The sequence below is a fragment of the Microseira wollei NIES-4236 genome (genome assembly GCF_020521235.1).
Taxonomy (GTDB): domain Bacteria; phylum Cyanobacteriota; class Cyanobacteriia; order Cyanobacteriales; family Aerosakkonemataceae; genus Microseira; species Microseira wollei.
In genome coordinates this window covers 1-305 of record NZ_BLAY01000643.1, presented here as the reverse complement: position 1 = coordinate 305, position 305 = coordinate 1, and the positions used below count along the sequence as shown (strand labels likewise).

1 protein-coding gene is annotated in these 305 nt (G+C 43.9%); it reads right to left on the bottom strand.

Annotation, left to right across the window (positions count from 1 at the left end; genetic code table 11):
• Nucleotides 1–295: hypothetical protein (locus tag MiSe_RS50115; protein WP_226595088.1), on the bottom strand; the 295-nt coding region annotated here is incomplete at its 3' end.
• Nucleotides 296–305: the final 10 nt, after the last annotated feature.

Genomic DNA, 305 nt, shown 5'->3' with positions numbered 1-305 from the left:
GCGGATCGTTTTTCATAAATTCGGGTAGGGACACGGCAATCATCAAATTTTGATGGCTCCAGAATATTTCTGATGCCGTGTCCCGACAAGATTGCGGATCGTTTTTCATAAATTCGGGTAGGGACACGGCAATCATCAAATTTTGATGGCTCCAGAATATTTCTGATGCCGTGTCCCGACAAGATTGCGGATCGTTTTTCATAAATTCGGGTAGGGACACGGCAATCATCAAATTTTGATGGCTCCAGAATATTTCTGATGCCGTGTCCCGACAAGATTGCGGATCGTTTTTCATAAATTCGGGT